The following is a 215-nucleotide window of genomic DNA, read 5'->3' as shown; positions in this document are numbered from 1 at the left end:
CTACCGCCTTCGAGCGTGTCGTTGCCACTGCCACCGAACATGGTGTCCACACCGCTGCTGCCGGTCAGTACGTCATCGCCCTCCTCGCCCACAAGATAACTGCCATTGCTGTCGTCGCCCGCGAGCAATGTGTCGTTACCCTGGCCGCCAAAGAGATAGTCATAACCACTGCCACCATCGAGCAGGTCATTACCACCAAAACCGTTCAACGTATC

1 protein-coding gene is annotated in these 215 nt (G+C 57.7%); it reads right to left on the bottom strand.

Translation table 11 applies throughout. From position 1 onward, the window contains the following. On the bottom strand, positions 1 to 215 hold a 215-nt coding region (locus tag M2D63_RS26265; RefSeq protein WP_353050887.1), incomplete at both ends, for a hypothetical protein.

This window comes from Pseudomonas sp. BJa5, assembly GCF_030272875.2.
Lineage (GTDB): Bacteria > Pseudomonadota > Gammaproteobacteria > Pseudomonadales > Pseudomonadaceae > Aquipseudomonas.
The sequence above is the reverse complement of the archived record's forward strand: the minus strand, read 5'-3'. Positions and strand labels throughout refer to the sequence as shown.